At 41.2% G+C, this 22,094-nt stretch carries 23 protein-coding genes; 15 read left to right on the forward strand and 8 right to left on the reverse strand.

Going from position 1 to position 22,094, the window contains the following annotated elements; translation table 11 throughout:
* Positions 1 to 7: 7 nt before the first annotated feature.
* Positions 8 to 913: a CoB--CoM heterodisulfide reductase iron-sulfur subunit B family protein gene (locus OSCI_RS22840; protein WP_007357538.1), complete on the forward strand. Its 906-nt coding sequence runs from the start codon at positions 8 to 10 to the stop codon at positions 911 to 913.
* A gap of 181 nt (positions 914 to 1,094) precedes the next feature.
* Here OSCI_RS22840 and OSCI_RS22845 read toward each other — a convergent pair whose 3' ends face one another.
* The gene (locus tag OSCI_RS22845; RefSeq protein ID WP_007357539.1) at positions 1,095 to 1,694 is read right to left on the reverse strand and encodes a DUF3172 domain-containing protein; all 600 of its coding nucleotides are present in this window, start codon (positions 1,692 to 1,694) and stop codon (positions 1,095 to 1,097) included.
* 27 nt (positions 1,695 to 1,721) lie between these two features.
* A complete protein-coding gene (locus OSCI_RS31730) occupies positions 1,722 to 1,946 on the reverse strand; it encodes a hypothetical protein (protein ID WP_234708812.1) in 225 nt (74 codons plus the stop codon).
* A gap of 209 nt (positions 1,947 to 2,155) precedes the next feature.
* Here OSCI_RS31730 and clpS point away from each other — a divergent pair, with 209 nt between their 5' ends.
* Positions 2,156 to 2,437: an ATP-dependent Clp protease adapter ClpS gene (gene clpS / locus OSCI_RS22855; RefSeq protein ID WP_007357540.1), complete on the forward strand. Its 282-nt coding sequence runs from the start codon at positions 2,156 to 2,158 to the stop codon at positions 2,435 to 2,437.
* A 166-nt stretch (positions 2,438 to 2,603) separates the two neighbouring features.
* On the forward strand, positions 2,604 to 3,425 hold the full coding sequence (locus OSCI_RS22860) for a CPBP family intramembrane glutamic endopeptidase (RefSeq protein ID WP_007357541.1): 822 nt from the start codon (positions 2,604 to 2,606) through the stop codon (positions 3,423 to 3,425).
* Positions 3,426 to 3,519: 94 nt separating this feature from the next.
* On the opposite strand, the gene OSCI_RS22865 is transcribed toward OSCI_RS22860, so the two are convergent.
* A complete protein-coding gene (locus tag OSCI_RS22865; RefSeq protein WP_007357542.1) occupies positions 3,520 to 4,263 on the reverse strand; it encodes a winged helix-turn-helix domain-containing protein in 744 nt (247 codons plus the stop codon).
* A gap of 548 nt (positions 4,264 to 4,811) precedes the next feature.
* Here OSCI_RS22865 and OSCI_RS22870 point away from each other — a divergent pair.
* The gene (locus OSCI_RS22870; RefSeq protein ID WP_007357543.1) at positions 4,812 to 5,567 is read left to right on the forward strand and encodes a creatininase family protein; all 756 of its coding nucleotides are present in this window, start codon (positions 4,812 to 4,814) and stop codon (positions 5,565 to 5,567) included.
* Positions 5,568 to 5,738: 171 nt separating this feature from the next.
* Here the strand turns inward: OSCI_RS22870 and gloB are convergent, their stop codons facing one another.
* On the reverse strand, positions 5,739 to 6,512 hold the full coding sequence (gene gloB / locus OSCI_RS22875; RefSeq protein WP_007357544.1) for a hydroxyacylglutathione hydrolase: 774 nt from the start codon (positions 6,510 to 6,512) through the stop codon (positions 5,739 to 5,741).
* A gap of 189 nt (positions 6,513 to 6,701) precedes the next feature.
* Between gloB and OSCI_RS22880 the strand changes: the two genes are divergently transcribed.
* The 11 genes from OSCI_RS22880 (at position 6,702) to OSCI_RS22930 (ending at position 18,449) form a co-directional block, all read left to right on the forward strand.
* Positions 6,702 to 6,908 carry a hypothetical protein gene (locus OSCI_RS22880; protein ID WP_007357545.1) on the forward strand — a complete coding sequence of 69 codons (207 nt, stop codon included), beginning with the start codon at positions 6,702 to 6,704 and terminating at the stop codon, positions 6,906 to 6,908.
* 154 nt (positions 6,909 to 7,062) lie between these two features.
* Positions 7,063 to 8,061, forward strand: a complete 999-nt coding sequence (gene galE / locus OSCI_RS22885) for a UDP-glucose 4-epimerase GalE (protein WP_007357546.1) — start codon at positions 7,063 to 7,065, stop codon at positions 8,059 to 8,061.
* Between the two features lie 38 nt (positions 8,062 to 8,099).
* A complete protein-coding gene (locus tag OSCI_RS22890; RefSeq protein WP_007357547.1) occupies positions 8,100 to 9,023 on the forward strand; it encodes an alpha-1,2-fucosyltransferase in 924 nt (307 codons plus the stop codon).
* A 101-nt stretch (positions 9,024 to 9,124) separates the two neighbouring features.
* On the forward strand, positions 9,125 to 9,952 hold the full coding sequence (locus OSCI_RS22895; RefSeq protein ID WP_007357548.1) for a hypothetical protein: 828 nt from the start codon (positions 9,125 to 9,127) through the stop codon (positions 9,950 to 9,952).
* A 79-nt stretch (positions 9,953 to 10,031) separates the two neighbouring features.
* Positions 10,032 to 11,189, forward strand: coding sequence for a glycosyltransferase family 4 protein (locus tag OSCI_RS22900; protein ID WP_026103606.1), 1,158 nt, complete (start codon positions 10,032 to 10,034; stop codon positions 11,187 to 11,189).
* An 85-nt stretch (positions 11,190 to 11,274) separates the two neighbouring features.
* A complete protein-coding gene (locus OSCI_RS22905; RefSeq protein WP_007357550.1) occupies positions 11,275 to 13,275 on the forward strand; it encodes an ABC transporter ATP-binding protein in 2,001 nt (666 codons plus the stop codon).
* 8 nt (positions 13,276 to 13,283) lie between these two features.
* A complete protein-coding gene (locus OSCI_RS22910; RefSeq protein ID WP_007357551.1) occupies positions 13,284 to 14,471 on the forward strand; it encodes a glycosyltransferase family 4 protein in 1,188 nt (395 codons plus the stop codon).
* A gap of 86 nt (positions 14,472 to 14,557) precedes the next feature.
* A complete protein-coding gene (locus OSCI_RS22915; RefSeq protein ID WP_007357552.1) occupies positions 14,558 to 15,511 on the forward strand; it encodes a glycosyltransferase family 10 domain-containing protein in 954 nt (317 codons plus the stop codon).
* Positions 15,512 to 15,517: 6 nt separating this feature from the next.
* Entirely contained in the window at positions 15,518 to 16,489 is a 972-nt protein-coding gene (locus OSCI_RS22920) for an Npun_R2821/Npun_R2822 family protein (RefSeq protein WP_007357553.1), read from the forward strand.
* 8 nt (positions 16,490 to 16,497) lie between these two features.
* Positions 16,498 to 17,370 carry an Npun_R2821/Npun_R2822 family protein gene (locus OSCI_RS22925; RefSeq protein ID WP_007357554.1) on the forward strand — a complete coding sequence of 291 codons (873 nt, stop codon included), beginning with the start codon at positions 16,498 to 16,500 and terminating at the stop codon, positions 17,368 to 17,370.
* A 65-nt stretch (positions 17,371 to 17,435) separates the two neighbouring features.
* A complete protein-coding gene (locus OSCI_RS22930; protein WP_007357555.1) occupies positions 17,436 to 18,449 on the forward strand; it encodes an Npun_R2821/Npun_R2822 family protein in 1,014 nt (337 codons plus the stop codon).
* On the opposite strand, the gene OSCI_RS22935 is transcribed toward OSCI_RS22930, so the two are convergent.
* The 4 genes from OSCI_RS22935 to OSCI_RS22950 all read right to left on the reverse strand — a co-directional run.
* On the reverse strand, positions 18,446 to 19,396 hold the full coding sequence (locus OSCI_RS22935) for an NAD-dependent epimerase/dehydratase family protein (protein WP_007357556.1): 951 nt from the start codon (positions 19,394 to 19,396) through the stop codon (positions 18,446 to 18,448). The two genes, OSCI_RS22930 and OSCI_RS22935, sit on opposite strands and share 4 nt — an antisense overlap.
* Before the next feature lie 139 nt (positions 19,397 to 19,535).
* Positions 19,536 to 19,907, reverse strand: a complete 372-nt coding sequence (locus OSCI_RS22940; protein WP_019486797.1) for a hypothetical protein — start codon at positions 19,905 to 19,907, stop codon at positions 19,536 to 19,538.
* 74 nt (positions 19,908 to 19,981) lie between these two features.
* Positions 19,982 to 21,658: an ABC1 kinase family protein gene (locus OSCI_RS22945; protein WP_007357558.1), complete on the reverse strand. Its 1,677-nt coding sequence runs from the start codon at positions 21,656 to 21,658 to the stop codon at positions 19,982 to 19,984.
* 183 nt (positions 21,659 to 21,841) lie between these two features.
* Positions 21,842 to 22,094: DegT/DnrJ/EryC1/StrS family aminotransferase (locus tag OSCI_RS22950; protein ID WP_193387021.1), on the reverse strand; the 253-nt coding region annotated here is incomplete at its 5' end.

Below are 22,094 nucleotides of genomic sequence, written 5' to 3' on the forward strand. Positions count from 1 at the left end.
GATCGCCATGCCATCCCCAACTCTCAAATATGCTTACTTTCCCGGTTGCGTGGCCCAAGGCGCGTGCCGAGAACTTTACCAGTCTACCCAAGCGCTGACTCAAGCTCTGGGGATTGAACTGTTAGAACTCAAAAAGGCTTCTTGCTGCGGTTCCGGCACTTTTAAAGAAGATTCCCAACTGCTGGAAGATACTGTCAATGCCCGCAATATTGCTTTAGCGGAAGAACTTAACTTGCCTTTGCTTACACATTGCAGCACTTGTCAAGGAGTCCTCGGTCATGTAGATGAACGATTGAAGGAATCTCAGCAAACAGACCCCGCTTATGTTGGTCAGATTAATGCTTTACTGACCAAAGAAGGTTGTTCTCCTTATAAAGGAAGTACAGAGGTCAAACATCTGCTGTGGGCTTTAGTGGCAGATTATGGCCTAGAGGAAATTCAAAATCGAGTTACTCGCAAGCTGTCTAATTTAAACTGCGCGGCATTTTATGGCTGCTACCTGCTGCGAGCTCAAACCAACAACCCTTATGACGATCCGTTTCGGCCGGAATCTATGGAAAATGTGTTCCGGGCGGTTGGGGCGACACCCGTTTATTACCGAGGGCGGACTCAGTGCTGTGGTTGGCCGCTTTCGAGCTATGCTACCGAGCAGTCTTTTAAGATGGCGGGATCGCATATTGAAGAAGCTATTGACAAAGGTGCAGATTGTATAGTAACGCCTTGTCCTTTGTGCCATCTCAATCTAGATTCGCGTCAGCCGGAAGTTGAGAAGGTAATCGATCGCAAGCTAGGTTTACCAGTGTTACATTTGCCCCAATTGGTTGCTCTAGCTTTAGGGGTGGAGCCTCAAAAACTTGGACTCGATCGCCACGTTGTTTCGACTCGCCCTGTCTTGGAAAAGTTAGGTTTTTAGCGATCGCCACCGCCAAGATGAACAGACTAAGTTGTATTTTTGGATAACTCTACGTAACGCCAGCTTTTAGGCGGTTTCTAGGCTGTATCCTAACCGCCCAGAGAGCAGCGTTACGGATAATTACCTTGGTGGTTACTAAAAGTTAACAGTTAACAGTTAACAATTAACCGTTAACAATTAACTAGAAATTTTGAGTATCAGGCCCAGTATCAATGGCTCCAGGTGGATTCAGGAATAGATTTTTGGCACTGCTATTCTGATAGATGCAATTAATGTCAGGTTTGCCTTCCAGAGTACCTGTGAAGCCAAAGGTATTCATGCGGTTTTTACAATCACGTACTTGGTCTTGAGTAATTAATCTTCTTTGCTCCAAAATCGCCCAGTTATTTGTTCGCAGGACGCATCCTGGTGTCATCGCCGGCTGAGAGATATAGACGTTAAAGGGATTGAGGGTTACGTAAACCCGCATATCTGTCACCATCGCACTAGCTCCATACTGAACGCAGAGTTCAGCATTAGGGGCACTGCGATCGATAAATTCGCGGGAAGCTACGTTCTCTGGGCTAATTGTTGCGGTAGAACTAAAGGCAATACCGATGCCAATTCCCAAAATAAAGATGGCTGCTAAAATCCCTAAAGATGCGTAATTGATTAGAGATTTACCAGCGGTGGCTGAACGCCGGGACGCACCACTGCGGGATATGGGGATTTCAGATTCCATTTCATCCCAGGGTTCGCCGGGGCCGGTTCTAGCGGTGGAAGACTTCGGTTTACGTTTCATAGACGGCACGATCGCAAATTCTAGAGATTAGGCAGGGACTCTCTTCATCCTAATATAGCGGTTTGTTGCTAAATTCAGTACAGTTGTGCTCTCTTTTCTTATAGAGTGGGTAATCTCTTTGACCGGCATAGCCATCGCCGCCAATCGCCTGTAACTCATAGCTATAAATGGTTGTAGGCGATCGCCTACCTGAAATTTAATTTTGTCCCCCCACTTATAGCAACCGCCAAGGCCGTTAAGACACTCGCTCATGGCACAAACGATTAACTCTCTTCCTCTGTTCTCCTCTTCCCTTTCTTTCCTGAGCATCGTAGCCCCTAGCCCCTAGCCCCTAACCGCTGAAAGCGGTTGCTATACCTTGTCGGGATTTTAATAGTTGATTAAACTATGTTAAAGTAAAATGCTCCCGCACCGTTTAGAGCAATTGACGAATTTAGATAATTTACGGAGGGGATAGAGTCGTGTCTGTCGAGACTATTGAAAAGCGTTCAACAGTCCGCAAAATTGCACCGCGCTATCGGGTTTTGCTTCACAATGATGACTTCAACTCTATGGAGTATGTGGTGCAAACTTTGATGCACACGGTACCGAGTCTGACTCAGCCGCAGGCTGTGAATATTATGATGGAAGCTCATACTAACGGACTCGCAGTGGTGATTATCTGCGCTCAAGAGCACGCTGAGTTCTACAGCGAAACGTTGAATAATCACGGACTGATCAGCACAATTGAACCAGATGAGTAAGATGAGGGTTAGCCTTCAGCAATTAGTTCGCGAATTACGAATGGCTAGAAATTTTTGATGATTGACTAATGGATATCTGTCATTGCGAGCGAAGCGAAGCAATCGCAAGGTTTTGAGATTGCTTCGCTTTGCTCGCAATGACAAGTATTTAACCGGGCATAATATAATGGCAAATTATCTTAAGATATCTGATTACCCTCTCCATTTAAGATTGGGGATTTTTCTTATTAGCTTACTCTCGATTTGGCTACCGCTAGCCGCACCGATTTATCTGCTGGTTAAGGATAGTAACTTAGCAACTATTCTGACTATGGGGTTACTATTCGGGGAGTTTATGTTGCTGGTGCAATGGTGGGGAAAGAAGGTTTACCGACGACCTCATTTGCTCAAAAGCTATGGGTTGGTGCGAACGAGGGAAAATGCCTTAGATTTGCTGGGAGGGTTTGGAATTGGTGCTTTGCTTACCTTTAGTTTATTTGGCTTTGAGGGACTCTTGGGCTGGCTGACGTGGGAGGAGTCCGAGAGGGGAATTAAATTGATTTTAGAGGGATTAGCAACTGGTTTGGGAGTGGGTTTTGCTGAGGAGTTGGTATTTCGAGGTTGGCTATTGGATGAGTTGCAGCGGGACTATAGTTTGAAGGTGTCGCTTTGGGTTAATGCTCTGGTATTTGGATTGTCTCATTTTTTGAAGCCGCTGTCGGAAATGTTACGGACTTGGCCTCAGTTTCCGGGTTTGTTGTTGTTGGGTTTAATTTTGGTTTGGGCGAAGCGATCGCACCAAAATCGCCTCGGTTTGCCGATGGGCTTTCATGCAGGTTTAATCTGGAGCTATTATATTATTAATGTGGGGCAATTGGTACGATATTCTGGCTCTGTTCCTGATTGGATTACGGGTGTTGACCGCAATCCTCTGGCTGGTTTGATGGGGCTATTGTTTTTGGGGGCGATCGCGTTTTGGATGTGGAAACTATCTAGATCTGCTAGTTAATTCATACAGTTAATTCATACAATATTCATTACTTGATTTCTACTAAAAAAGTAAGGCGGGTAGGGCCCGCCTCAGAACTACTCTTATGATTACTTCAACCAAATCTATAGCCGAATCCTCGCACGGTGATAATATACTCTGGCTTGCTAGGTTCTATTTCCAATTTCTCACGCAGCCAGCGAATGTGAACGTCAACAGTTTTGCTGTCTCCAATAAAATCGTGACCCCAAATGTGTTCGAGCAACTGATCGCGAGACCAAACTCGCCGAGGGTAACTCATAAATAGTTCCAGTAACCGAAACTGTTTGGGAGAAAATTTCACTTCTTCGCCGCGAACAATGACTCGGCACTCTTCAGGATAAAGAGTTATGCTCTTATATTGGAGCATTACAGGATGGGGTAGTTGACCTAAACGCTGGCGACGCATCAAGGCGCGACAGCGGGCAACAAATTCTCGTATCCCAAAAGGTTTTGTTAAGTAGTCATCAGCTCCTGCTTCTAAGTAAAAGGCGCAGTTGTTAGCACTCCCTCTGGCACCAACGATTAAAATTGGTACTGGATTTCCTTGATGTCGTAACATTCGACACAGATCCAAACCGTTAATTGAATCCATAATTAACAGGTTGAATGGAAATTCGTCATGATGGTGAAAAGAAGAACTTTGCACCGATGGAAGTGCGTTGCGCCCGTCATTAGTAACAAGCACGTCGTAGCCCTGCTCTTCTAAAGCTAAAGCCAGCATTTCCCTAAGCAGCTCTTCACCTTCTAGTAATAGTATGCGACCAGTTTGTTTTGTAGCTGGTCTTGAAGGACTTTCGCTTAATTCAGCAGAAGACATAAATATTGGTAGAGTTATGTTTGTTTGTGGCTGTTGGGAGCCGCCTTCTTCAGTAGCTTAGGCGCTCTTAGTACAGCGATCGCCTTTAAGCGATCGCAGAACCGCTTGCTTTCAGTTCTCTGCCATTCCATCCAACAAACAGGCGCTCAACTTGATTGAGTTGCTTATACAGGGTAGGCATGGGAACGCTAGCCTTACAAAACGAATTCAGGTGTTGAGCAGTTGCAGTAGCAGCGCTGTCTGGCTGTGTACAGGCATCTGATGCCTGGTTGTTTCTAGGGGTTGGCGTTGATTATATTAAACATCACCCACTTAAGAGTTAACCAGGTTGTACTGAATTAATAGGGGGATGTCTTTAATAGTACAGGTAAAAGATTATTAAGAGGTAAAGATTTGGTTATATAATGGTTAAATTATTAACGTTAAGTAATACCACTGGTAAAAATACGTAAAACTCTAAAGTTGAGCTTGATGTAAAGTAGTAAGTTCACAAGCGGTATTGGTCGTTAAGATGAAGTTTGTACATTAAGATTTCTTTAATTTTTATAATGTTGCTGCATTTAAGTACATGGCCGGAAGTGGAAACCTATTTAGGGCAATCTCAGGGTATGATTCTGCCGATTGGTTCGACGGAACAGCACGGGCCTACGGGGTTGATTGGAACTGATGCGATTTGCGCGGAGGCGATCGCTAAGGGTGTTGGCGAACAGGTGAAAGCAATGGTGGGGCCGACAATTAATGTCGGGATGGCCCTACACCATACAGATTTCCCTGGTTCGGTTAGTTTGCGACCCAGCACTCTGATGCTCGTGATCCGTGATTATATCACTTGTTTGGCAAAATCTGGTTTTACTAAGTTTTTCTTTATTAACGGTCACGGTGGCAATATTGCGACGATGAAGGCTGCTTTCTCTGAAACTTACGCTCATTTGTCAGATTTGAACATTAAGAATGCTGATTTAGTGCAGTGTTCCGTAGGCAATTGGTTTATGTGCAGTTCTGTTTACAAGTTAGCAAAGGAATTGTATGGCGATCGCGAAGGTTCCCATGCCACACCTAGTGAAGTGGCGTTAACTCAGTATCTCTATCCAGAGGCAATTAAGCAAGCACCGCTATCAGAAAATGTTCCTTCTGGACACAAAATTTACGGCGCAACTGACTTTCGCCGCCGCTATCCTGATGGTCGCATGGGTTCCGATCCCGCTTTGGCGACACCTGAACATGGCCAAAAGTTCTATGAGTTGGCGGTGAAAGAATTGAGTAACAGTTATTTAGAATTTTTGAGTTCCGATTGTCTTTTGTAGCTGAGGGAAGAGGGAGATGGGGAGCAGGGGAGCAGGGGAGCGGGGGAGCGGGGGAGCAGGGGAGCGGGGGAGGGGCGGGGGAGCGGGGGAGCAGGGGGAGCAGGGGGAAAAATATATAAAAATAAAAATTGTGTTGGGCTTTTGAGGTTGCTTGCTGTTAGCGATCGCACATTAAAATTGATCTTTCATCCGCCGTAGACGGGTAAAGGTTAGTGTAGGATCTTTGCTGTTGGTGGCTGATTGGAGGTTGGGGCGATCGCATCGTAGAAATGGATTGGTATTTTTCTCTAGTGCGATCGTCGAGGGTATGGTTGCCTCCGAGCGATTTCTGGCAGCCTTGACTTTGGCGAAGCGATGCTGTAAATCTGGGTTATCGGGATCTACTGTCAGGGCAAATTGCAGATTTTTGAGGGTGTATTCGTGGGCACACCAGACTCTAGTATTATCTGGTAAAGCTCGCAGTTTGTTGAGGGAGGCTAGCATTTGGTCTGGCGTGCTTTCAGAGACACGACCACAGCCACCAGCAAATAGGGTGTCGCCGCAGAATAATTCCCCGTTCTCCTTGGGGTGGTTGGGGGGAAAATAATAGGCAATGTGAGCTTTGGTATGTCCGGGTACGAAGAAGATTTGGGCAGTTTGAGCGGCAAAACTGACGCGATCGCCATCTTCTAAAAATACCTCGGCTCCAGGGATTCTGCCTCGGTCTTTGATTCCGGCATAAACTTTGGCGTAGGGAAAGCGTTGCAACAGTTCTGAGTTACCGCCTATGTGGTCGTTATGGTGGTGAGTGTTGAAAATTGCTGTTAATGGGGTTCCAAGTGCTTGAAGTTGCTGCAATACTGGCTGTGCAAGTCCCGGATCGACTACGGCTGCAATGTTGCGATCGCGATCGTGGAGTAAAAAAATATAGTTGTCCGACAGTATCGGCAACCTGTAAACCTCCATGAAAATTGCCCCTCAGCTTTGTTCAACTTTATTTATTTTACTAAAAATATGCTCCGATCTACAACTAAAACTGAATAATAGAAAATCCTAGCAGAGCGTGCTTGTATACTGGTAATTTATGAACCTGCTGCGGTTAAACCAATTCTGGCTCAGAGCCTTTGCAAAGGGCTAGCTCAAAGAGAAGACTCTATGTTGCGAACACCTCAAAACAGATCAAACTTAGGTATTTATCACATGATAGAGCGAATCACCTCATCAGGTAAACTCAGTCGCCGAGACCATCTCCTGCTGACTTCGGCCCTACTTTCTGATGACAAAATCACTGAAGAACAACGCCATCAAATTAACCGCATATTTGACTATATCCAAATCGGTCGGCTCAAGTTCGTTGACTAAAGTTTAAAATTATCTATGACTTACGCTCCTATTTTTTAGTAAAGTCATATTTCCAGCAATTATATCGCCCGGAGATAAACCTTAAATAACTAATGCGTAAGTTCTGTTTCCACCCCGAAAATTAGATAAGAACACAAAAGTAACAGAGGCAAAAATGAACACAGAAAAGGGAACTATTTTAGTGACAGGTGGAGCTGGATATATTGGCTCTCACGCCGTTCTAGCACTGAAACTAGCAGGTTATGACTTAGTAATTTTAGACAACTTAGTTTACGGGCATCAAGAGTTAGTCGAAAAAGTTTTACAGGTAAAATTAATAGTTGGAGATACCAACGATCGCAGCCTTTTAGATCGTTTATTTGCCACTCATAATATTACAGCAGTAATGCACTTTTCCGCCTATGCCTATGTAGGCGAATCTGTCACCGATCCTGCCAAATATTACCGCAATAATGTAGTAGGAACTCTCACCCTTTTGGAAGCGATGTTAGCTGCTGGTGTCAATAAATTTGTATTTTCTTCTACTTGTGCGACTTATGGCGTGCCAAATAAGGTTCCCCTAACGGAAGATCACCCCCAAAATCCCATCAATCCTTATGGTGCTACTAAGTTAATGGTAGAACGCATATTATCAGATTTTGATGCAGCTTATAACTTGAAATCTGTTAGCTTTCGCTACTTTAATGCTGCCGGTGCCGATCCGAATGGGTTGTTAGGAGAGGATCACAACCCAGAAACTCATCTCATCCCCTTAGTGCTACTAACTGCTTTGGGTAAGCGAGATTCTATCTCGATTTTCGGCACGGATTATGATACCCCTGACGGTACTTGTATTCGGGATTATATTCATGTTAATGACTTAGCATCTGCTCATATTTTAGGGTTAGAATATTTATTAAAGGGTGGGAAGTCGGACTTTTTTAACTTAGGTAATGGAGGTGGATTTTCAGTTAAAGAGGTGATAGAAATGGCGCGAAAAATAACGGGGCGAGAAATAAAAGCTTTAGAGTGCGATCGCCGCCCCGGAGATCCGCCTATTTTAGTTGGAAGTAGTGAGAAAGCTAGACAGATTCTGGGTTGGATTCCTGAATATCCAGATTTAGATAATATCGTATCTCATGCTTGGCAGTGGCATCAACAGCGTCATAGCTAGCATTAAATAAAATTAGTTAAAAGTGGAGAAAATCAAATATGCTAGTAATTGCTGCAAAATCTGGGCAACTGGGTAATAGATTGCTACTTTTTGCTAATTTTATTGCTTTTGCGATTGAGAATAATCTAAGGGTTATTAATCCAGCTTTTGAAGAATATGCTGATTTCTTTCAAGGTAGTGCTAGGGATTTTTCATGTTGCTATCCCCCTCTGGCTATTACCATAAAAGGGAATAAGTTTATTCGTAGTAAATTTTATACTATCGCCCGTTATTTAACTGAAAAAGGAATTGTGAAAGTCAAAGAAATTAGCCGAGAAAAGCCTTTTAATTGGAATAATTATCAAGATAAAAACGAACTTAAGCAAAGATCTATATTTTGTTTTAAAGGCTGGTTGTTTCGAGATGGATGGTTTGTAGAAGACACAAAAAAATTATACGATTATGCTCCTCAAATTAGAGCCTACTTTACTCCCCTAGACAAATATCAGTATCATGTAAATAGTCTGATGTCAAATATCAGAATTGACTCTGATATTGTCATCGGAGTGCATATTCGTCAGGGTGATTACGCTCAACACCAAAAAGGAAGATACTTTTATCAAACTGAGCAATATATCAAAGTAATGAACTCCGTTCAAAACCTATTTATAGGTAAAAACATCAAATTTTTAATCTGCTCTAACCTAAAGCAAGAAAGCAGTTTATTTGAGCAGTTTAACTATATTTTTGGCAACAATCATTTAATTGAAGATATGTATGCTTTAGCTAAGTGCGACTATATTATCGGGGCACCGAGCAGTTATACTATGTGGGCTTCTTTTTATGGCAATAAACCACTGTACATGATTAGAGATGTCCATAAAGAAGTTAACTTAAATGATTTTGTCCATTTTTATGAATGGAAAGGAAGTTTCTATTACCGAGATGATTGGAGTGAGAGTTTTTGGGAATGGACGCACTGATTAATACTATATCAAATATTGAACTACTTTTTTGATTAAAATAAAGCGCTGAAAATCTTGACTACATAGAAGTTAAAATAAAAAGGTAAATAACGGGAATTATGAAATTAGAAAAAAAAGGGTTTATTACTATTTTAACAGGTCTTTACTCCTTTCAGGATTGCATTCATTTTTTGGCTTCTGTGAGGAAGTTTCACCAAGAAAAAATTATCATTTTGGTAGATAGAATCCCTTGGATTTTATATCCTTTGCTTAAGGCTTTTGGGAATGTCATCTTGAAACCAGCACCCTCTAGTGAAAATCCCGTTTTGGCTTCGCGAGAAGCTAAGATGCTTTTATATCAAGAATCCCCTTTTGAAAAAACGATATATATGGATTGTGATATTTGTCTGCTATCGCCAATAAATGAAGTATTCGATGATTTAGATGAAGTTGATTTTTTGGTGACAGAAGATGTTCAACCTTCGATTGCTAAAGCTTCAAACTTGTTGAGAGTTAAGCAAGAAATTTTGCCGACTCTACAATCCATTGGACTACCGCTTCAAGAAAATAGTATTCAATACAACGGCGGTTTTATGGCGTTTATAAAAAGTAGCCAAGTTGAGATTTTATTTCAGCATTTCCACCAATATTTTCAGCTTGTTATTGCCCATCAACATCTGTTATTGTTAAAAGATCAAGGTGCTTTTGCTGCTGCCATTGAAACTGTAAAACCGACGATGAAAATCTTGCCACCCTGTTATAATTATCTAGATAAGTGGAAAGAATTGTACAGTATTCATGAGCCAGTTAAGGTACTACACTGTACCTATCCTTACCGACCTCAGTATGCAAAAAATGTGACGCGATCGCTCTTTACTAGAATTTTCGATCGTGGCGCTAAATTTCTATTGCCCAATCAACTAAAAAATCCTTGGCGTATAAGATAAAAGTACTGTGGTATTTATCAATATTGACAAAATCTCTATTAAGCGGGAAAATAAATCAAATTTCCCATAAATAACAAGAGTGAAAGTGTCATTAGTCGTGAGCGATTTGTCGGGAGCAGAAGCACTTCGTGCCTTTCTCCTTGCTCAAGCTCTGATCGAACTAAATTATGAGGTAGAAGTTGTCGGATTTCAATTCGGCAAAGAACTTTATGCTACTCCTCCCAGGAATATTCCCCTCTATGCTGCACCGGGAAAGAACTATCCTGAGTTTTTGGGAGCAATTAAACAACATTTAAAAAAAATAGATGGAGATATTATTTACGCAGTTAAACCTAAGCCAGCTAGCTTTGGCTTATCTCTATTAAAAAAGCTGCAAGATCGCCGTCCAGTAATCTTAGATATTGATGACTGGGAACTGAGCTGGTATGGTGGAGATCGGTGGGAGTATAGTCCTTCTCTCAAACAATTGTATCGAGATATTTTTAAGAAAAATGGTCAGTTGAAACAGCTAGATCATCCACTATATATCAAGTGGATGGAAAAATTGATAGCTCGTGCTGATGCGATCACTGTAAATAGTAAGTTTTTGCAACAGCGTTTTGGTGGGATATATTTACCCAATGGCAAAGATACTGAAATGTTCGATCCCGCTAAGTATAATCCAGAAATAAGTAGAGAGCGTTATGGTCTCTCCGGGTATCGAATTTTGATGTTTCCGGGTGCACCGCGACCTCACAAGGGCGTTGAGGATGTTTTAATGGCGCTGGAGGAGTTAAATGAATCAGATTTAAAGTTAGTGATTGTAGGTGGCAGCCCTTATGATGACTATGACGATAGACTTGTGCAACAATGGGGACGTTGGATTATTAAATTACCAAAGTTTCCTGTCGAGGTAATGCCTGGGGTGATAGCGGCTGCTCATATTGTAGTCGTTCCTCAGCGAGATACTCCTACAGCAGTGGCCCAATTTCCACTAAAGTTGACGGATGGCATGGCAATGGCTAAGCCAATTTTGTCTACACGAGTGGGAGATATTCCAGAAATTTTAGGTGCTACAGGTTATTTGGTTGAGCCTAGTTCTCCATCTCAAATTTCCCAGAAAATTCAATGGATATTTAAGAATCAGGCATCTGCGAATTCTCAAGGAATGAAAGCTAGGCAAAGATGTGTAGAGAGATATAGTATTCAGGCAATGGCATCTATACTTTCCGACCTAATTGCAGATCGAATCAGGTAATTTTTAAGTTGCTAGATGGAGTCTGGTAACTTGCTGTAATCTATGGAGAATTTGATGTCTGGTACTGTTTAGCTGAGAACCCACCATGTCTGCAAATAAGCTACTCCTAAAATTTGCCCAACGATATCCCGGTAGGATTTTGCTGACTGTGATGCTAGGCTTTTCAGGAGCTTTTTTCAATGGTATAAGCACTACTTTGATTGTACCAGTGCTTCTAAATTTGTTGGATCAGGCAGTTGAACTACGCGGCGCTCCACCTCTAATTAAAACGCTGATGTATCCTTTTGAGGAAATGCCTCAATCCCATCGTTTGGCATTGATGACAGCAGCGATTGTCTTGGCAATTGTTTTTAAGAATATTGCTATTTATGTTAATACTTTAGTGGCGACTTCGTTAACGCGCTCTTTGGCTTTTGACTTACGAGAAGCAGGCTTGCGGCTTTTGCTAGAAGTAGATTTAGATTTTTACTCTAAAACTAAAGTGGGGGATCTGATTAACCGCCTGGGTGGGGAAGTTGGTCGCACTGCTAGTGCAGTTGGTACAGCTATAGGAATGTTTACTACTTCAATTACTCTTTTGGTTTTTGTGGGCTTGCTAATTTCAATTTCTTGGAAACTAACGCTAACTTCAACATTTTTACTATCTTTCGTCGCCTTAGCAAATCAATTCCTGATTACCAGAGCAAAATACTTTGGACAGCAGCTTTCAGAAATGTCTAAAGATTATTCAATTAGAGTCTTGGAAACTTTGAGTGGCATTCGATTAGTTAAAGCCACTGGGAATGAAGAAAAGGAGTATGAAAGAATTAAGCAGTTAATTCAGAAACGAGAAACTGCCGATTTCCAAGCCCAAGCAAACTATGCTGCTATTTCTCCTATCAATGAAGTTGTTAATCTAATTGTTGTCATTTTTATTTTATTTATTGGTCGCAAAATATTTGTTAACGAAATAGAATCTATTTCTACTGTTTTGCTCACCTATCTTCTGGTACTTTTTAGACTAATTCCTTTAATTTCGCAGTTAAATAGCGCTCGCAGTCAATTTGCCAATACCTCAGCGAGCGTAGAGGTTGTGAATGATTTTCTAGACCGCAACGACAAACCATTCATGCTCAATAGTTCTATATTTTACACTCATTTAGAGTCAGGAATTCATTTTAATAAAATATCTTTTGCTTATCCCAACCACGATCATTTAGTTCTTAATGAAATTGATTTATTTCTCCCTCACGGTACTACTTTAGCTTTGGTAGGAAGTTCGGGTTCTGGTAAGTCAACTTTGGCGGATTTATTACCTAGATTTTACGATCCTACTTCTGGCTGCATCACAATAGATGGTAAAGATATCCGAGAATTCAATATAAAAAGCTTGAGAAAAGCTATGGGAATTGTTAGTCAAGATACGTTTTTATTTAATGCTTCTGTACGGGAAAATATTGCTTACGCCAGAGAAAAAGCGACAGAAGATGAAATTATTGAAGCTGCTAAACGAGCGAATGCTTACGAGTTTATTGAGCAGTTACCGCAAGGATTAGATACGCAGATTGGCGATCGCGGCGTGATCTTGTCTGGAGGTCAGCGTCAAAGAATCTCAATTGCTAGGGCTTTGCTACAAAATCCAGAGATTTTAATTTTAGATGAGGCAACCAGTGCTTTGGATACCGTTTCAGAGCGATCTGTACAAGAAGCTCTGGATAAGTTGAGTTGCGATCGCACAACTCTGGTAATTGCTCACCGCCTCTCGACAGTCCAAAAAGCTCATAAAATTGCTGTGATCGATCGCGGCAGAGTAGTGGAAATTGGTACTCACGACCAACTTTTAGGAAAAGGCGGTTATTATGCTCGTCTCTACTATATGCAATTTGCCGAAGAAGCAGCTCGCGATGAAGCTTTAATTAGAAGTTCTTATGAAGTTCGTACTCGCCTTAACCCCATGATTGGTTTTCTGAAATTACTTGTGGACGACTTGGTAGATTCTCAAGAAGAGCGAGAGGAATTAATCAAAGAATCATTTCACTCGGCTACTAATATTCTCAAAATCTTAGAAGTTATGGAAAACACTGTAAAAAGGCAGATGAGCAAGTAGGAAATAAGATGTCACAATACTATGTTTTTTTTACTAGAAATGTCTTACCTCAAGCTAACATAGCTAGCTTAGTGCAGGTTGCACATTCTGCTAATGCGGCTGCAAATCTCGGTTACTCAGCAGTATTGACTTACCTTGGGAAAAAAAATTTTAATCCTGTTAATTTTTTACTTCCATTTCAGCCGAGAAAACCGGAAGATGCACTTACAAAGCTTTATAATATTCAAGAAAAATTAAAAGTAGCTCCTCTGCCGATGCCTTGGTTCGTAGATCGCTTTGGAGGAAAATGGAATAACTCTAGCACAATAGTGTCAAAATATTATTTACCATTCCATCTACGCAAGCATACTAAAATAGTGCATACTCGTGACTGGAACTTTGTTAAAGCTGCCATAAAAAATGGAATTCCCGCCATCTACGAACAGCACCATCACGAGGCAAAGCAATTTGAACCAGAGATCGTCCACAATCCTCTATTTCAAATTGCTGTAACTGTTGCTAATACAGTCAGATATAGTATGATTGAATATGGAATGCCACCTGAAAAGGTAATCAGACTGCACAATGGTTTTAATCATTTATTTTTGGTAAGAAACCCAGAAGCAGCTAAGGCATGGCGCGAACAGTTGCTAGTAAGTGGAAGTCAGCATTTAGTTGTTTATGCAGGAGGACTTTACCCCTTTAAAGGTGTAGATATGCTAATAGATGTTGCTCAGAAATTACCGGAAATTCTGTTTGCGATCGCAGGCGGCAATCAATCTCAAGTAACAGCCTATCAGCAACTAGCTAGAGAAAAGCAAGTTAATAATACTACTTTTCTTGGCTACCTCCCTCAAAATCAGCTTGCTAGCTTGTTACAAGCAGCAGATATTTTAGCTCATCCTCATTGTTTGACAGAGGCGGCAACCTTTACTTCCCCCTTAAAATTCTTTGATTATATGGCATCGGGAACTCCCATTTTAGCAACTGAAATACCGTCTTTGATGGAATTTAAGTCCGCGAATATAATTGCTACTTGGTGCGAACCGGATAACCCTGTACGGTTTGCACAAAGTATAAAAAAAACTTTAGAAATTTATCCAAAGAGGATAGACGGCTATCCAGAAACTATAGATTTTGTCCGCCAGTTTTCATGGGAAAATAGAATTACTAAAATTTTAAGCTATGTAGAAGATTCTATGTGCCCACTAACGTAACACCCCCCTCTGGGTAGTTATGGCACGTAAGCCAAGGTGGTGTTACAGATATTTTAAGAACAGGTACTTTAAGATAAAATAAGACGATGAATCAAAAAAATATCGGCATGATTGCCAGTTACCCCGGTTTAAATCAGAGTGACTGGTTGTGGCAACAAACTCCTCAGAATTTCGGCAAGTGGGGTAATATTCAAATGCTAGCTAATTCCCCACAGCCAGACTTTTTATTAATGTATCAATTTGATTTCCCCAAGCAAGTAAAAAAAACGTCATGGTTACAACAATTACGGCAGCGAAAGCAGCCTCCTGAACCTAACATAGAAACAACATTGCGGGGAGTGCCCAAAGAACGCATTATTTACTTAATTCGCGAACCACCCTTAGAAGAAATTGTTCATATTACAAAAGCTAACTATGAACAAGCCAAAAACTATTGCGGTTATGTTTCGGGCCCTGATGATTTTGCTCCTACACCAGGTTATATGCCGGCGATATGGTATCATCCAAATTCCTTTAGAGAATTAAATGAAATGCCGCCCCCAGCAAAAACGAAACTCTGTTCTTGGATTACTTCAGGCATTAGCCGTACAACAAACCACCGCCGTCGGTTAGACTTTATTAAAATGCTTCAAGACCAAAAGTTAAATTTTGACCTTTACGGTCGCAATTTACCAAGTTTTGCTAATAGTAATGGCTCCGTCAACAATAAATGGCACGCGATGGCTCCCTACTATTACAATTTGGCAATTGAGAATTATGCTGATAACGACTGGTATGTTAGCGAAAAACTTTGGGATTCTCTTTTAGCATGGTGTTTGCCAATTTATTATGGCAGTTCTGCGGCGGATAAATTGTTACCACCAGGATGTTTTCTGCGGCTGCCTAGTCTGGATGATAAAGGTGTAGAATTTATTAAAGAAGTTGTTGCTACGCCGAATTATTGGTATGCAGCAAAAGAGGCGATCGCAGAAGCGAGACAAATCATTCTTCATGAATTAAATCTGCTCAATTGGCTGTCTAATTTTGTCACTAATTTCTAAATACTTATGAATGGTATTTGTACGCTAGCTAACGATACAGTTTACGATCAATTGGTTGCTCTGCTCAATAGTATTGAAGTTATCTTAGGTGCAAATACTCCCGTTTGCGTTTATCCTTTTGACGATCGAACTACTAGGATTAGTGCAGAAATAGCTAAGCGTTCTAACGTTTTTCTCTACGATAACTACGCATCTATTCAGCGATGGGATGAATTTATGCAGGAGGCTGCACCTGAACGTTTAAATAGCAAGAAATTCAGGCTTTATGGAGCTCATCGGCGCTTTTGTGCTTTCGACGGCCCCTTTGAAAAGTTTGTCTACATGGACGCGGATACTCTAGTAATGAACTCCCTAGAGGCTGTTTTTAATAAACTCGATTGCCATGATTGGGTTGTCTATGATTTTCAATTTCTTGACCCCAGTAAAGTTTATAATCTTCAGTCTCCTAAACTCTTAAAAGTCTTTGATCAAAAGCGCATAGATTCAGAAATATTTTGTTCGGGATTTTATGGAAGCAAGCAAGGAATTTTCGATCGCGCTACGATCGAGTGGCTTTTAACTCAACTGAAAGCAGGAGAGAAAGAAATTTTATATTCGGGTGCAGGTGAACAGCCATTGCTAAATTATATGGTGATGAAAAGTCAGATTTCTAGCTATAATTTTGCTTATAGCCTTACCGCCGAAAAAACCGGATGTACTGTTTCATCGCCGCATTTTCAAGAGCAAGATCGCATTTTGTATGACAATAAAAATCGATTGACTTACATTCATTATATTGGCGTACCGCCGCAGGTAGTTGAAAAAGTGTGTGCGGGGGAAAATTTTGAGTTTCCCTATCGCGATATTTTTCTACATTACCGCTATCTTAGAGAACCAGAAAAGCGCCCTATTTTTACTGAACCACCAAAGCTCTATTCCCCTAATCCACCACCAAGTTTATTTAAAAAGATATTGGGAAAATTACGCTTAACTCATTGAGAAAATATATGACTCGTGGCATTTATATTGTGGGAAATGACAGAGTAATGGAAAATGCGATCGCCCTTCTCAATAGCATCCGCTGCTATAATCCCGAAGTCCAGATATTCCTAATACCTTTTAACGCAGAATATCAAAAAATAGCAGCCACACTAAGCACTTTACACGGTGTTCAACTTTTCCCTAATCTGGAATTTATCGAGCAATTTACCCTAAAAATTGCCGAAATATTTGACCGCAACTTTTTAGCACTTCCCAATAAAATGCGGAAACTTGCCGCCTGGTTTGGCCCTCTTGATGAGTTTATTTATATCGATACTGATATTATTGTCTTTGAAGACATAGCATCAAATTTAAATAAACTCTCCGAAGTAGACTTTTTTTGCTGCGATTATCATCATGCTAGTGAAAAACTGCGTAATATCTTTTCACCCTTAGTAAAAGAACAAAATATTTTCACTAATGAAGAACTGCAAGATGTTTTTAATAGCGGATTTTGGGGTTCTCGCAAAGGAACTATTACAGAACAGCAAATGTATGATATTTTAAAGGAATGTTCGCAGCATAAAGAGTATTTTGATTTTACCCAAAATGTCACCGACCAGCCTATATTAAATTACCTGATTCTCAAGCTAATTTCTAAACGCTGTAATCTTGTAAAAACTACCGAAGAAGAGCCAGGAAGTTGGGCGGGTTCTAAACACTTTCAAGAAAAAGATTATATCCTTTATGACAAAGGCAAACGGTTAAAATATCTCCATTGGGCCGGCATTCCCATAAAAGCAGGTAGCCCTTATTGGAAATTATGGAAACATTACCGTTACCTACATGAAGAAAAATCTCCTTTAATACAAAGGCTATTCCGCCGTTTCTCCTCTTAAATTTTTCGTAACGCCGCCCTCTGGGAGGCCTTACGGTGAATCAAATTTATAACTGATAAAGATTTATGAATAACGGCATTTATACTCTTGCTAATGATGTTGTTTATGACCATTTAGTTGCCTTATTAAACAGCTTAGAAGTCAATGGAGCAAAAGATATTCCCGTTTGCGTCATTCCTTATGACAACAAACTAGACAAAGTTCGGGCTGAAATTGCCTCTCGAAACAATGTCATCTTATTTGATAATAGTGATTCAATTAGTTTCTGGGAAAACTTTGCAACTCAAGCTTGGACTTCTCATCACAAAGCTCAACAAATTTGGCGCTCAAAAGGGGGGAAACCCGTTCACTGTTTGGGAATGCACCGCAAATTTTGTTGTTTTGATGGCCCTTTTGAAAAGTTTATCTATTTCGATGCCGATACTCTTTTAATGGGCGATATTAATTATATCTATCAAAAACTTGATGAGTGCGACTGGGTAGCAAATGATTTTCAATATAAATCCGATCTAAATTATGTCTTTGATTTGTCATCTGAAATACTCCCTAAAATTTTTACTATTCAAAAACTAGAATCACAAATTTTCTGTGCAGGTTGGTTTGCGTCTAAAAAGGGAGTTTTAAATCGGGATAATTCAAGCAATTTATTGCTTAAATTAAAGGCGGGTGAAGCAGAAGTTATGTCGTTACGGGGAACAGATCAACCTTTATTTAACTATTTAGTGGCCCGTAGTGGTATCTCTTTTTATAACTTTGCTTATCACCAGCCAGAAGAAGTAACGGGAAGTCATTGGTCTTCTCAATTTGAGGTAATAGATGGCATTCTATACGATCGCGGTCGCCGTCTTACCTATCTTCACTACATGAGTATATCTGCTTCCAAGTTTGCTCAACTTTGTGCAGGTGAAGATGTCGATATTCCTTACCGCGATGTATTTTTGCACTATCGCTATTTAAAATCACCGGAAAAACGCCCCCAACTAGCTCCCCCAAGTTTCCTAGTTCGGTTACAAAGAAATATCAAAGCTTGGGTAATTCAAAAATTTAACAATTTTAAATTTAAACTCCAGAATTTTTAAGCATATAAAGACTGAATCCACTGCCACTCTTTTGTCAATCCCTCTACTAAAGAAACCTGCGGTTGATATCCTAAAATTTGCTCAGCTTTCGATACATCGGCGCTAGTGTGTCGCGCATCTCCCATCGCTGACTCAATAAAACTTATACGAATTGGACGACCAACAATCTTTTCCATTGTCTTAATTATTTCTGCTAAAACTACCCGACTTCCACCTCCAATATTGAATACTTCGCCGACAGATTCCGGTACATTTGCAGCGGCTAAATTAGCAGCTATGCAATCGCTGACAAAAGTAAAATCGCGGGTTTGTTGTCCGTCGCCATAAATTGTAATCGCTTCGTCAAGCAAAATAGCTTTGAAAAATTTGTGAAAAGCCATATCAGGACGCTGGCGAGGGCCATAAACAGTAAAGTAACGCAGTGCTGTTGCTGGTACGCCAAAGTTTTTATAATAAAGAAAACACAAACGTTCACCGCTTAACTTAGTAATTCCATAGGGAGAAACTGGCTGAGGACAAGCAGTTTCAGAGGTAGGAAAAGATTCAGCATTTCCATAAATAGAAGAAGAAGAAGCATACACAAATCTGTTCAAGTTTGGTGCATCTTTTGCTGCTTCTAATAAGACTTGGGTAGCGTTGATATTGCGCTCAGTATAAGCACGGAAACCTTCACCCCAACTGGCGCGGACACCTGCTTGGGCCGCTTGATGGTAAATTACCTCAGTTTCCTCTAAGAGTGATGACCAATTCAAAGCAAGAATATCGCCTTCCTCCATTTTAAAGGCTGGATTATTTTCAAAGTTAGAAATATTTTTGCGCTTCAATGCTGAATCATAGTAATCGTTAAATTGATCGACACCGATCACATTTTTACCTTGATTTAACAGGGTTTCTACTAAGTGAGAACCGATAAAACCCGCCGCGCCTGTAACGATACAATTAGCCATTAGCTTTGAATAGTGCTGAAGGAAGAAGGAAGAGGGAAGAAGGAAGAGGGAAGAAGGGGAAGAAAAACTATCCGTAACGCCGCTATTTTGGCAGTAAAGTCGCTACGAAGATGGGGCGTTACGTTTTTCCTAATACTAATTAGCTCCAAGAATCTAAATCTAATGATTGAGATCCTCCTTTTTCTAGCTGATTCAAAACTTTACCTAACTGAAACCAAACTAGCCACGCAGTTAATATCGTCAGAGGTATTGATACAGAGTAAGAGAGCGTTTTAGGAAAACCAAAAATTTCTAAACCAGAAGATAGAAAGATTCCAACTCCGCCAATCATTCCTAAAAAAGGAATCACCAATTGTGTGCTTCGTATATTCGCTAGGGTACTTGTAGAACGGTTTTTCGACCAGTTCTGTACGGCTTGTTTGAGAACGGCTTCAAATGCTGTTCCAGAGGCTATACCTGCTAGCAGACCAGCGAACATTAAAAATATAGGCGGTTCGGGAAAGTTATACACGAAATAATTCCTTTTGGTAATGGCTAATGGCTAATAGTTAACAGTTAACAGTTAACAGTTAACTATTAGCAAATTTAAAATCGAGTTAGAGCTGCGGCTCCTTCTGTAGAAAATTCTGCTAAAGCGCCCAAGGCAGCATTGAACAGGCGACCAGGTTTGAGGTCTTCTTTAACTAAATCCCACAAGCGGCTAACTTCTTGAGTATGGAGCCGATCGTCTTCGATTAAAGCTAGCACTACTTGACGACGCAGGAAAGCGCCTTCATTTGAGAGCAGGTATTGCAGACCTAATTGTGCTGTTGGGAAGAGGTCGAAATTTTGATCGGAACGTGCAATCGCAATCATATTTTCCAACCTGCCCCACTGAAATTTGCCGTCTTTGAATAATACCTCAATTAGGCGGCGGCGCAGTGCTGGCGATTCCCCATTTAACAAACGCCGCGCGACATAAGGATAAGCTACCTCAACTATCCTAAAATTAGGATTGAGCGTTAGTGCCAAGCCTTCTTCGGTGACGAGAGAGCGAATAATTAAGGCAAACTTTGCAGGAACTCGGAAGGGATAATCATACATCAATTCCGAGAAACTGTCGGTAATTGTCTTGAAGTTAAAATTACCAACACTTTCACCGATGATGTCTCCTAACACAGCTTCCATTGCCGGGATAATCGGGTGAATATCTGTATCTGGAGTCAGAAATCCTAGTTTGACAAAATCTGTGGCTAAGTTAAGGTAGTCTTTATTAATTAGGTGAACTACGGAATCAACTAAAGTTTCCTTTGTTGGTTCTTCTAGCTGATCCATCATCCCAAAATCAATGTAAGCCATTCTGCCATCGGCGAGGGCAAACAGATTTCCCGGATGGGGGTCAGCATGAAAAAATCCGTGTTCTAATAGTTGTCGTAAACCGCTTCGGACTCCGATTTCTATTAAAGCATCGGTGTCTAAACCTGCGGATTTAATGCGCTGAGTATCTGTTAGTTTGATGCCTTCAATCCACTCCAATGTCAGAACGGAATTGCTGGTGTAGCGCCAATAAATACTTGGCACTTTAACGGTGGGGTCATCGACAAAGTTGGCGGCAAATTTTTCAGCATTTCGCCCTTCGTTAATGTAGTCAATTTCCTCAAATAATTTGATGCCAAATTCATCAACAATTAAGGTGAGGTCGTGACCAAGATTCAGGGGCAACCAGGGAGCCAGCCATCCCGCAGCCCATCGCATTAGATAAAGGTCGAGGGCGATGACTGGCTGCAAATTCGGTCGCTGTACTTTCACGGCTACTTCTTCGCCGCTAATGAGACGAGCTCGGTAGACCTGACCGAGGCTAGCGGCGGCGACTGGTTCTGGCGAGATTTGGCTATAGATGCTGTCTATGTCGCGCTTGAGTTCGGCTTTGATGATGCTAAAGGCGATCGCACTATCAAAGGGTGGCAATTGATCCTGAAGCTTGATCAGTTCTTCCAGAAAGTCCTTGCGAATTAAGTCCGGCCGAGTAGAAAGTGCCTGACCGACTTTAATAAAAGTTGGCCCCAAGCGGGTAAGAATTTGTCGCAGGTGGGATGCTCGTTCTGGCTGGTGTGCTGCGACTTCATGTTGCCAACTGTCCCAAATCATGCCCAGCACAAAGCCCGCAAATGACCACACAATCGTTAGCGCTCGCCAAATCGCTTGCCAAGGGCGGGAGCGGTAATACTGAGCGATCGCTTGCGGATCGTAGCGTCTATCGTGAGTGAATTGATTCTGACGCACTCGGTTATTTTCCTCTCGTTATTCTGAAATGGGTAATGGTTAACTGTTAACTGTTAACTGTTAACTGTTAACTGACCACTGATCCCCAGTTGTCTGCGAACAAGAATTTTGCCCGCTCCCTAGCGGCGACCAGTCTAAAATTTATTTCTTTTTCTTAACTATAGTACATGAAAGTACAAATACTTAATCGAAAAATTCCGCGAGGGAGCTCAAACAGTCTTTGAGGCCGTAAACCACTCGATCCTGTTGATCCCTGGAGATTTCTGGGAAGATCGGCAAAGACAAAACCTCGCAGCCAGCTTGCTCTGCTATCGGAAAAGAACCTTGCTGATAATCTAACGATTTGTAAACAGGTTGCAGGTGCAAAGGTAACGGATAGTAAACCATCGAACCTACTCCACTTTCCTGTAACTTACTCCGTACCAAGTCGCGATGA

The organism is Kamptonema sp. PCC 6506, from assembly GCF_000180455.1.
GTDB lineage: Bacteria > Cyanobacteriota > Cyanobacteriia > Cyanobacteriales > Microcoleaceae > Kamptonema > Kamptonema formosum.

What these genes read in the sequence shown, in the direction of transcription:
- OSCI_RS22905 (WP_007357550.1), top strand. Translation starts at nt 11,275, where the DNA reads ATGTCTGCAAATAAGCTACTCCTAAAATTTGCCCAACGATATCCCGGT.
- OSCI_RS22930 (WP_007357555.1), top strand. Translation starts at nt 17,436, where the DNA reads ATGAATAACGGCATTTATACTCTTGCTAATGATGTTGTTTATGACCAT.
- galE (WP_007357546.1), top strand. Translation starts at nt 7,063, where the DNA reads ATGAACACAGAAAAGGGAACTATTTTAGTGACAGGTGGAGCTGGATAT.
- OSCI_RS22910 (WP_007357551.1), top strand. Translation starts at nt 13,284, where the DNA reads ATGTCACAATACTATGTTTTTTTTACTAGAAATGTCTTACCTCAAGCT.
- OSCI_RS22880 (WP_007357545.1), top strand. Translation starts at nt 6,702, where the DNA reads ATGTTGCGAACACCTCAAAACAGATCAAACTTAGGTATTTATCACATG.
- OSCI_RS22890 (WP_007357547.1), top strand. Translation starts at nt 8,100, where the DNA reads ATGCTAGTAATTGCTGCAAAATCTGGGCAACTGGGTAATAGATTGCTA.
- OSCI_RS31730 (WP_234708812.1), bottom strand. Translation starts at nt 1,946, where the DNA reads ATGAGCGAGTGTCTTAACGGCCTTGGCGGTTGCTATAAGTGGGGGGAC.
- OSCI_RS22870 (WP_007357543.1), top strand. Translation starts at nt 4,812, where the DNA reads ATGTTGCTGCATTTAAGTACATGGCCGGAAGTGGAAACCTATTTAGGG.
- OSCI_RS22935 (WP_007357556.1), bottom strand. Translation starts at nt 19,396, where the DNA reads ATGGCTAATTGTATCGTTACAGGCGCGGCGGGTTTTATCGGTTCTCAC.
- OSCI_RS22845 (WP_007357539.1), bottom strand. Translation starts at nt 1,694, where the DNA reads ATGAAACGTAAACCGAAGTCTTCCACCGCTAGAACCGGCCCCGGCGAA.
- OSCI_RS22915 (WP_007357552.1), top strand. Translation starts at nt 14,558, where the DNA reads ATGAATCAAAAAAATATCGGCATGATTGCCAGTTACCCCGGTTTAAAT.
- OSCI_RS22865 (WP_007357542.1), bottom strand. Translation starts at nt 4,263, where the DNA reads ATGTCTTCTGCTGAATTAAGCGAAAGTCCTTCAAGACCAGCTACAAAA.
- OSCI_RS22895 (WP_007357548.1), top strand. Translation starts at nt 9,125, where the DNA reads ATGAAATTAGAAAAAAAAGGGTTTATTACTATTTTAACAGGTCTTTAC.
- gloB (WP_007357544.1), bottom strand. Translation starts at nt 6,512, where the DNA reads ATGGAGGTTTACAGGTTGCCGATACTGTCGGACAACTATATTTTTTTA.
- OSCI_RS22860 (WP_007357541.1), top strand. Translation starts at nt 2,604, where the DNA reads ATGGCAAATTATCTTAAGATATCTGATTACCCTCTCCATTTAAGATTG.
- OSCI_RS22840 (WP_007357538.1), top strand. Translation starts at nt 8, where the DNA reads ATGCCATCCCCAACTCTCAAATATGCTTACTTTCCCGGTTGCGTGGCC.
- OSCI_RS22925 (WP_007357554.1), top strand. Translation starts at nt 16,498, where the DNA reads ATGACTCGTGGCATTTATATTGTGGGAAATGACAGAGTAATGGAAAAT.
- OSCI_RS22920 (WP_007357553.1), top strand. Translation starts at nt 15,518, where the DNA reads ATGAATGGTATTTGTACGCTAGCTAACGATACAGTTTACGATCAATTG.